This is a genomic window from Micromonospora sp. CPCC 206060 (assembly GCF_036906895.1).
GTDB lineage: Bacteria > Actinomycetota > Actinomycetes > Mycobacteriales > Micromonosporaceae > Micromonospora.
Genome location: NZ_JBAKHU010000030.1, coordinates 69,879 through 78,884 on the forward strand (window position 1 = coordinate 69,879; position 9,006 = coordinate 78,884).

Annotated in this window: 10 protein-coding genes; 6 read left to right on the plus strand and 4 right to left on the minus strand. The window is 72.0% G+C overall.

Features of this window, described 5'->3' with window-relative positions:
- Positions 1–103 precede the first annotated feature (103 nt).
- Both V6U90_RS19400 and V6U90_RS19405 read left to right on the plus strand, forming a co-directional pair.
- The gene (locus V6U90_RS19400) at positions 104–319 is read left to right on the plus strand and encodes a helix-turn-helix transcriptional regulator (RefSeq protein ID WP_334438343.1); all 216 of its coding nucleotides are present in this window, start codon (positions 104–106) and stop codon (positions 317–319) included.
- A gap of 159 nt (positions 320–478) precedes the next feature.
- Positions 479–895, plus strand: coding sequence for a GntR family transcriptional regulator (locus tag V6U90_RS19405; protein ID WP_334438346.1), 417 nt, complete (start codon positions 479–481; stop codon positions 893–895).
- Between the two features lie 157 nt (positions 896–1,052).
- On the opposite strand, the gene V6U90_RS19410 is transcribed toward V6U90_RS19405, so the two are convergent.
- On the minus strand, positions 1,053–2,834 hold the full coding sequence (locus tag V6U90_RS19410; protein WP_334438349.1) for a potassium channel protein: 1,782 nt from the start codon (positions 2,832–2,834) through the stop codon (positions 1,053–1,055).
- A gap of 90 nt (positions 2,835–2,924) precedes the next feature.
- On the opposite strand from V6U90_RS19410, the gene V6U90_RS19415 reads away from it, so the two are divergent.
- The 4 genes from V6U90_RS19415 (at position 2,925) to V6U90_RS19430 (ending at position 5,890) form a co-directional block, all read left to right on the plus strand.
- Entirely contained in the window at positions 2,925–3,404 is a 480-nt protein-coding gene (locus V6U90_RS19415) for an MSMEG_6728 family protein (protein ID WP_334438352.1), read from the plus strand.
- Between the two features lie 78 nt (positions 3,405–3,482).
- Positions 3,483–5,024, plus strand: a complete 1,542-nt coding sequence (locus V6U90_RS19420) for a hydroxysqualene dehydroxylase (protein ID WP_334438355.1) — start codon at positions 3,483–3,485, stop codon at positions 5,022–5,024.
- A 111-nt stretch (positions 5,025–5,135) separates the two neighbouring features.
- Positions 5,136–5,315: a hypothetical protein gene (locus V6U90_RS19425; RefSeq protein ID WP_334438358.1), complete on the plus strand. Its 180-nt coding sequence runs from the start codon at positions 5,136–5,138 to the stop codon at positions 5,313–5,315.
- Positions 5,316–5,446: 131 nt separating this feature from the next.
- The gene (locus V6U90_RS19430) at positions 5,447–5,890 is read left to right on the plus strand and encodes an HNH endonuclease (protein ID WP_334438360.1); all 444 of its coding nucleotides are present in this window, start codon (positions 5,447–5,449) and stop codon (positions 5,888–5,890) included.
- Positions 5,891–5,958: 68 nt separating this feature from the next.
- On the opposite strand, the gene V6U90_RS19435 is transcribed toward V6U90_RS19430, so the two are convergent.
- The 3 genes from V6U90_RS19435 to V6U90_RS19445 form a co-directional block, all read right to left on the minus strand.
- On the minus strand, positions 5,959–7,662 hold the full coding sequence (locus V6U90_RS19435; protein ID WP_334438363.1) for a serine/threonine-protein kinase: 1,704 nt from the start codon (positions 7,660–7,662) through the stop codon (positions 5,959–5,961).
- Between the two features lie 132 nt (positions 7,663–7,794).
- Positions 7,795–8,586, minus strand: coding sequence for an enoyl-CoA hydratase/isomerase family protein (locus tag V6U90_RS19440; protein WP_334438365.1), 792 nt, complete (start codon positions 8,584–8,586; stop codon positions 7,795–7,797).
- Between the two features lie 198 nt (positions 8,587–8,784).
- On the minus strand, positions 8,785–9,006 hold a 222-nt coding region (locus V6U90_RS19445), incomplete at its 5' end, for a proprotein convertase P-domain-containing protein (RefSeq protein ID WP_334438368.1).

Genomic DNA, 9,006 nt, shown 5'->3' on the forward strand with positions numbered 1-9,006 from the left:
TGCCACACCAGACCGACCCTGCGTACATGCTCTGTCACTCGATGCAGTGCACGCAAGTGGGTAGACTCAATTAGGTAGACCTGGTTCTGCCTACGGTCTGGGCATGAGTGAGGTGCCCGGCCCGCTGGTCGGACCGCACGAGCTACAGGAGATGCTCGGTGTCGGGCGATCACGCATGCGCCAGCTCATCCGCTACCCCACGTTCCCCGCACCGTTCCAGCGGCTACACGGAACCACGGTCTGGCTACGCTCGGACATCGAAGCCTGGATCAGCAGATACCGGCAGCCCCGCCCGGACAGCGACGACGACCAGTCGTAACCGGCCACCAACATCGACTCGGTCAGGAAGTCGGGGTATCGGCATACCCGCGACAGGCCGACTTCCTATAAACCGAGTGGATCACGAAACGCTCCACCCCGACCGGCGTCATTGGTAGCCCCGCTCGTTCATCCCCGACAGGAACAAGGCTTGGGCGGTATGACTGTCGATCAACGCTCGCACACACCGGTCTACGTGCAGGTCGCCGACCTACTGCGGCAGCGCATCGAGTCCGGAGAGCTGGCACCGGGCGCCACCCTGCCCAGCGAGGCCCGACTGACCCAGGAGTACGGCATCGGCCGCGAGGCGGTCCGGATGGCAGTGTCGCTGCTGCGCTCCGAGGGCCTGGTCAGTACCGTGCGCGGACACGGGACCCGGGTACGCGAGATCCCCAACCGCCGGCAGGTCGAGGTTCCCCCGGGCAGCCGAATCACTGCCCGAATGCCCAGCGGGCGTGAACGGCACGAACTGCAACTCGACGAAGGCATCCCCGTCCTCGTAGTCCGCAGACCCGACGGTCAAACAGAAATCCTGCCTGGAGACCAGGTGGAATTGACGACGCCCGCTGACGACTGAGCGGCTCGCCGCCTTCATGCGCTGCTGACGCCCGCTCGCCACTGCGGGGCGAATCAAGGTCACGCAGTTTCCTGGAAATTGGGGTATCGAACTGGCCGGGAGGGGCCAGTTTCTCGGAAATTGGGTGGATCATGCTGGCCGGGTCGGGCGGGTCGGGTCAGGCGGGGACGGTGGGCGGGTCGGGCACCGGGGGCGGCGGCGAGGTCTGCCGCAGCAGCCAGGCCACCCCGGCGCGCCGGGACACCACGGTCAACCGGTCCCCCGCGTTGATCACCATGCGCGGGTCGGGCGCCCAGTCCAGCCGCTTCTGGCCCACCTGGGTGTGCCCGATGAGGCGTACCCCGTCGGACTCCGCCACGGCGGCGAGCGGCCGACCGTCCAGCGCCGAGCCGGCGGCGACCGGTACCTCGGCGACCACCAGCACGTGCCGGCCGACCGGGATGGTGGCGATCACCGCCCGGTTGAGCAGCGCACCGGTGAACGCCGGCGCGGCCAGGTAGGAGACGCTGCGCGAGGCGCTGATGCCGAACGCCCGCTCGATCCGCCCGGCGAAGTCGTCGTCGAAGAGGCGCAGCACCACCCGCAGGTCGGGGTTGATCGCCCGGCCGTTGAGCGCGGCCTGGAGGTTCGCCACGTCGTCGGTGGAGACCACCACCAGCGCCTGGCAGGCCCCGACCGAGGCCGAACGCAGCGTCTCCTCCTGCGCCGCGTCGCCCACGATGAGCGGGACACCGAGCCGGCGGGCCAGTGAGGTACCCCGGGCCTCCGGGTCCTTGTCGATCGCCACGACCTCGATGCCGAAGTCGTTGAGCTGGGCCATCACCCGGGTACCGACGTTGCCGAGGCCGACCACCACCACGTGCCCGGAGCGGTCCGGCTGGATCTGCCCGGTGTGCAGGGCCAACCGGGCGTTGACGATGGCGTCCACCACGACGGCGGTGATCAGCGGGATCAGGGCCAGCCCGGCGAGGTTGAGTACCACCTGCATGATCTGCGCGGCGGTCGGCTTGTTGGTGTCCGGATCGGCGCCGCTCAGCGTGGTGACCAGGGTGAGGTAGAGCGCCTGACCCTGGCTGACGTCCTCGGCCCGGGAGATCAGATAGCCGAGGAGCGCGATGACCGCCAGTACGAAGATCATCGCCATGCCGATCTTGCGGGTGGCGAAGCCGCGTACCGCCCGGAACAGCACCGCCAGCGGACGGCGCCGCCGCCGGGCCACCCGGGCCAGCCGCCGGGCCGCGAGTTCGGCCCCGGCCGGCTGCCCGGTCGCCTCGGCGAGCACCACGTCGGCGTCCGCCGGGTCGGCGGGCAGCACCCGGACCCGCTGCGGGTCGCGGGTGTCGGCCACCGCGCACACCACGTCCTCCGGGCGTACGTCGGCCCGCTCGGCGACGTAGAGGGTCCGGCCAGCGTGCCGGAAGTGGGTCGGGGCGACCTCGCCGAGCGCCGCCGCCACGAACGCCGGGGCGGCCATCACCGCGTCGGAGAGGACCGCCGAGTCGGGGAAGAGCTGCCGGACCCCGCTGGCCAGGCTGGTGTTGAACATCCGCAGTACCAACCGCACCCCCGGCTCGACCTCCTGGGCGCAGAGCGCGGCGTGGATGTTGCCGACGTCGTCCTGGTGCAGCAGCGCCAGCCCGTCCGCACCGGCCAGGCCGGCGGCCCGGAACGTCTGCTCGTCCAGCCGGTCCGCCGGGAGGATGCGCACGCCGCGTACCGCGCGGATGTCCGGGCCGTCCGCGCGGCGCCGGGGCGGCACGATCACGGTCACCCGGACCGTGCCGGCCTGGAGTTCGGTGGCGAGCAGCCCGTTGACCACGTGGAAGGCCAGGGCGTCCTGCCCGCAGACCACATAGTGCGGTCGGGAGTCGCCGTTGGGGCGGAGCCGTCCGCCGGTCTCGACCGCCCGCCGTACCCGATCAAGCCAGGGCTCCGCCATGCCGGGATGGTAGCCAGCAACGATCTTCACGCGCAGCCCCGCGCGCCGGGGCCGGGCATGTCGTTTCTGATCGCGGGTAGAGCAGCCGGCATGCAGACGTTCCTGCCGTACCCGGACTTCGTGGCCAGCGCCCGGAGCCTCGACCAGCGCCGGCTGGGCAAGCAGCGGGTGGAGACCATCCAGGTGCTGCGCGGGCTGACCCGTCCCGGGTACGGCTGGCGGAACCACCCGGCGGTGAAGATGTGGGCCGGGTACGAGGAGGCCCTGGTCCGGTACGGGCTGGACGTCTGCGCGGTGTGGTCTGCCGGTGGTCGGGCCGACACCTGCGCGGCCACCCTGGTCAGCGATCTCGCGGCGAGCTGCGACATCAGCCGGGTCCGGTCCCAGACGGAACTGGCCGGGGCCGGCGAGTTGCCGCCCTGGCTCGGCCGCGCCGACCTGCACGCCAGTCACCGGTCCTCGCTGCTGCGCAAGGACCCCGAGCACTACCGGCCGATCTTCGGGGACGTCCCGCCCGACCTGGAGTACGTCTGGCCGCCGTCCGACCGCGAGCGCCGCTGCCCGGTCTGAGGTGTCAGGAAGGGCCCCTTCCCATCGCTTTCCGATGTATAAGGGCCCCTTCCTAACACCTGCGGCAAACTCGTACAGATGGAACTGTCGCGCACCGTGGGGCGCCTGATCGGCGTACGGCAGCACGAGGTGGACCCGGGCGGTGGCGGCGCGTCCCGGGTACCCGGACCGGTCGACGTGGTGGTGGCCGGCGGTGGCATCGCCGGCATGTCGGCGGCGGTGGTCCTCGCCGAGCGGGGCGTACGCGTCACCGTGCTGGAGGCCGCGCCGACCCTCGGCGGTCGGCTCGGTGCCTGGCCGGACACCCTGGCCGACGGCACCGGGCAGATCGTCGAGCACGGCTTCCACGCGTTCTTCCGGCAGTACTACAACTGGCGGTCCGTCCTGCGCCGGATCGACCCGGCACTGGGCTTCCTGAAGCCGGTACCCGGCTACCCGATCGACAGTGCACAGTGGCCGGTCGAAGAGTTCGGTCGGCTGCCGAAGGCCCCACCGATGAACCTGCTCGCGCTGCTGGTCCGTAGCCCCAGCCTGCGGCTTCGGGACCTGCGCGGAATGGACCGGGACGCGGCACTGCCGCTGCTCACCTACGACCGGGAGCACACCTACGCCGCGCTGGACGGTACGACCGCCGAGGAACTCCTCGACTCGCTGCGCCTGCCCGACCGGGCCCGCGCGATGCTCTTCGAGGTCTTCTCGCACTCGTTCTTCAACCACGAGCGGGAGATGTCGGCGGCCGAGCTGGTGGCACAGTTCCACTTCTACCTGCTCGGCAACCCGGAGGGGCTGGCCTTCGACGCCCCGGACGAGGACCACGCCACGTCCATCTGGGGCCCGCTGGCCCGGTACGTCGAGGAGCGGGGCGGGCGGATCGTCACCGGCGCCCGAGCCATCATGCTGTCCCACGACGACGACACCGGCTGGCGGGTGGCGACCGCCGACGGGACGGTGCACCGGGGCGGACACGTGGTGCTCGCGGTCGACCCGCCCGCGCTCGCCACGCTGGTGAAGGCAAGTCCGCAGCTCGACGAGCTGGCCCCGGAACTGGTCGGGCGGATGCCCACCTTCGGCACCCCCGGACCGCCATACGCGGTGGCCCGGTACTGGCTGGGCGGGGATGTCGCCGCCGGGCGGGCCGTGTTCAGCGGGGTGTCCCGACAGGCCACCCTGGACTCGGTCACCCTCTACCACCGGTTGGAGAACGAGCCACGACGGTGGGCTGCGGCCACCGGCGGCTCGGTGGTCGAGCTGCACGCGTACGCCTGTGAGCCGGGGGTGCCCGCCGGGAAGCTGGCCGAACGGATGCGGACCGAGCTGGTCACGCTCTGGCCGGAAGTGGCCGACCTGCCGGTGGTGGAGCTGCGTGCGCGGGTGGAGGCGCAGGCGCCGGCCTTCGCACCCCGCTCCCATCCGGTACGCCCCGGTGTCCGCACCGACGCAGCCGGGCTCTACCTGGCTGGGGACGGCATCGACACGGAGTTCCCCAGCGCGCTGATGGAACGTTCGGCGGCGACCGGCATCCTGGCCGCCAACCACATCCTGCGGGCCGAGGGCGCTGCCGCCGAGCCGGTACGGTCCATCCGCCCCCGGGGTCTGCTCGCCCCACGCCGAAGGAGTTGAGCCGCCGGAGCTGAACAGCGCTGAACCCTTCAGAAATGTGGTGGCGACCGCACCAGCGTCGATCTACCGTGAACGCCACAAGGTCAACCACCTGAGGAAACGGGAGCCCGGATGCCCGGCCACACCAGCAACAGCGGACTGACGCGGCACACGCCGCGCCGGGTCGTCGTGCTGGCGTACACCGTGGTCGCCGGTGCGGGATCGGCGTGCGCCGCGCAGTCCTGGCGACGCCGGTCCGCCGATGGTGGCGACCGGGAAAAGCAACACCAGTTGGGCAGGTGGCGCGCCTAGCGCCGATCGCAGCACCGCGAGAAAGCCGCCCACTCCGCACGGGACCGGGCGGCTTTCTGCCGTCCGCCGGCAGCCCGCCGGCCGGCTACGCCGCCCGCCCACCGTGGGGACCGACACGGAAGGAGGCCCCGGTGGAGGCCGTACTCGTCATCAACGCCGACCTCGGCCCGCTGCACCGGGTCACCCTCCAGCACGCGATCCGGATGCTCTGCCGCCGGGTCGCCGAGATCCACGAGGCGGAGCCGGACCGGCTGATCGGGGTCTTCCCGGTGCCGAGGGTGGTCCGCCTGGTCCGGTACGTCGTGACCCGCTGGCGGTTCAGTTCCGGACCGGCCTGGTCCCGGGCGGGCGTACTGCACCGCGACGGACGGCGCTGCGTCTACTGCGCGGCCCCGGCCAGCACCATCGACCACATCCTGCCCCGCTCCCGGGGCGGGCGGAACACCTGGAAGAACACGGCAGCAGCCTGTTACGAGTGCAACCAGCGCAAGGGCGACCGTACGCCGGCCGAGGCCGGCATGCCGCTGCGGTCCGAGCCGGCGGTGCCGACCTGGACCGCGCTCGCCCGGCGCTGACCGACCGGCCGGCGGGAACGGGGGGCCCGCCGGCCGCCAGCCCCGGTGGCGCAGTGGAGAGGCGGCGTTCAGGCCGGGGGCCGGTAGCTGGACCGGACCGTGGCCAGGTCGACGCGGGCGTCGGCCCAGTACGCCTCCCGGGTGGTCCAGCCCAGCTTGTACGTGCCGGTCCCCGGCCCGCCGACCATCATCTGCAGGGTGTGCATCCGCTCGCCGTACGGCGCGGCCCAACGGCACTCCCACTCGGCGCCGGACGGGTCACGGGTGACGGTGAACCGGATCGGTTCATAGTCGATCAGGGTCGCCTGGACGAGCGCCCGCTGCTCGTCGGCGCGCAGTGCGGCGAGCGGATCGTCCGTCGAGGGGACGTCCGGGTCGATGCTCAACGCCCGGCTGCGCCGGGGATCCTGGAAGCAGATGACACCCTGCTCCTGGAACTGCCACCAGCCGACCGGTACGACGATCCGGAAACCGCTGTGGTCCCGGTACCAGGTCCAGCCGGCCGGCGGCCGGTACCGCTCACCGGAGGGTTGCGGGCCGGCGGCGACCAGCCTGCCGGCGTGTCTGGGCTGGACACAGTCGAAGGGCGGTGGCGGCAGGCCGGGGGGCGGTGGCGACACGTCGTGGTTCTCACCCGGCTCATGTCCGGGCAGCGGAAGGGGCAGGCCGGTCGACGCAACGGTGGGCCCGGACGTGCCGGCGGGCGGGGCTGCGGACGGGGCGGTCTGCTCCCAGGTGACCGCCATGGCGGTACTCATGCCCACGGTCGCTGCGAGAACGGCGGCCAGCGCCGGGATCCACCAGCGCCAGCGCTGCCGGGTGGCGGCCACCGGCGTACCCGGGGTCGGCTCGGCAGGCTGGCCCGGCTCGGCGGGCTGCTCCCAGGTCGGCACCGGCGGTACGGGTTCCGCCGCCCCGGAGAGTCCCGGGACCGGCCCGACCGACTGCCGCTCCCCCGGCCGGTACGGGTCGAGGCCGGCAGCCATCCGGAGCAACCGTTCCGTCCCGTCCGGTCCGAGCCTGCGGCTGGGGTCGCGGTGCAGCAGACCGGCCAGCACCGGGTCGAGGGTGCCGGCCCGGGTCGGCGGGTCGGGCGGTGTGGTGGCCAGCGCGGTCAGCGTGGCCATCGGAGTCGGCCGGGCGTACGGGGAACGCCCCTCGACCGCCGCGTAGAGCGTGGCGCCCAGCGACCACAGGTCGGTCCCGACGCTGGACACGCCCTCCCGGGCCCGTTCCGGTGCGACGTACTCCGGGGACCCCATGACCATGCCGGGTCGGGTCAGCGCGCCCCGGCTGTCGTCGAAGGTGGCGAGCCCGAAGTCGGTGAGCATCACCCGCCCGTCGTCGGCCAGGAGCACGTTGCCGGGCTTGACGTCGCGGTGCAGGACCCCCGCCTGGTGGGCGGCGCGGAGCGCGGCCAGCAGGCCGAGTCCGATCTGCGCCGTCCGTTGTGGCGTGAGCGGGCCGGTGTCCAGCACGTCCTGCAACGAACGGGAGGGAACGTACTCCATCACGATCCAGGGGGTACCGTCGACGTACACGACGTCGTGCACCGCCACCACGTTCGGATGGTTCAGCCGGGCCGCCGCCTGGGCCTCCCGCATGGTCCGGGCGATGAGCCGGTCCCGTTCGTCGTCACCCGCCCACTGGGGCAGGCTGATCTGCTTGACCGCGACCTCGCGGTGCAGGATGTCGTCCCGGGCCAGCCAGACCCGCCCCATTCCACCCCGGCCCACCAGGTGCAATAGCCGGTAGCGCTTTTCGATCAGCAAGGCCGCACCGCCGGTACCTCCACTGTCGACCATGTAACAGTAGTCACTGAAGTGCAACAGTCTGGTCGGCTGAACTCCTGAGGGCCAGCGTCCGTTCGACCATTCACTGTGGAGTGTCTGGTCGGCCGTGGTTCAGTCTGCGAGCGGCGGGGTCCAGCGGAACCGGGCCGGACGACGTTCGGCGAACGCGGCCACCCCCTCCCGGGCCTCGCCGCTGGTACGGACCAGTCGGTGCCAGTGGGCCACCCGTTCCGGGTCGACCCGCCCGGCGGTCACCATGCCGATGATCTCCTTCGCGGCGGTGACGCTGAGCTGCGAGCGGGTCGAGATGGTGTCGGCGAGTACGCGTACCCGACCGGCCAGGTCGGCGGCCGGCACCACCTCGTCCACCAGCCCGATCCGGGCGGCCCGGTCGGCACCGACCGGGTCTGCGGTGAAGAGCAGGTACTTCGCGGCCCCCGGACCGACCAGCGCGACCAACCGGCGGGTGGTCGGCGCGGGGTAGACCACCCCGAGTCGGGCCGGTGGTACGCCGAACCTGGCGTCAGCGGCGGCGATCCGCAGGTCACACGCGACCGCGAGCTGACAGCCGCCGCCCATGCAGGCGCCCCGGACGGCGGCGATGGTGGGCTTGGTGAAGGTGGCCAGCCGTTCCTCGGCGGCAACCGCGATGCTGCCGTCCCCCGCGTCGAGCAGCTCGTCGAGGTCGGTGAGGTCCGCTCCGGCGCAGAACGTGTCCCCGGCGCCGGTGAGCACCACCACCCGTACCCCGGGATCGGTTTCCAACCCGTCCAGCAGCGGCGGCAGTTGCCGCCACATCGCCGGGGTCAGCGCGTTACGCCGGGCCGGGTTGTTGATCACCACGGTGGCCACCGGCCCGCTGACCTCGACCGTCAACCCCGGTACGACCTGCTGCGACGGCATCCCCACCTCCTCGGTGCCCGCGAGGCTACCGCCCACCCCTCCCCGCCTTGTCGATCATGGACTTGTGGTGCCCCACATAAGCCGCATAGTTCAGCAAGTCGCCCACCACAACTCCATGATCGGCGGTGAGAGGGGACGGGCGGGCCGGAGCCTTCCGAGGAGAAGGTTCCGACCCGCCCGGGTGCCCTGCTGGACCGGTTAGAGGGTCAGGGTCCAGTTGTCGATGTACCCGGTGTCACCGCTGGCCGCGTCCTGTACCCGGAGGGTCCAGGTGCCGTTGCGGACCTCGCTGGAGAGGTTCACCGTGTACGTCTGGTTGATGTTGTCGGCCGAGCCGCCGGTCCGGTTGTGCAGCGCGTAGGTGCTGCCGTCCGGGGCGACCAGGGTGACCACCAGGTCACCGATGTAGGTGTGCACGAT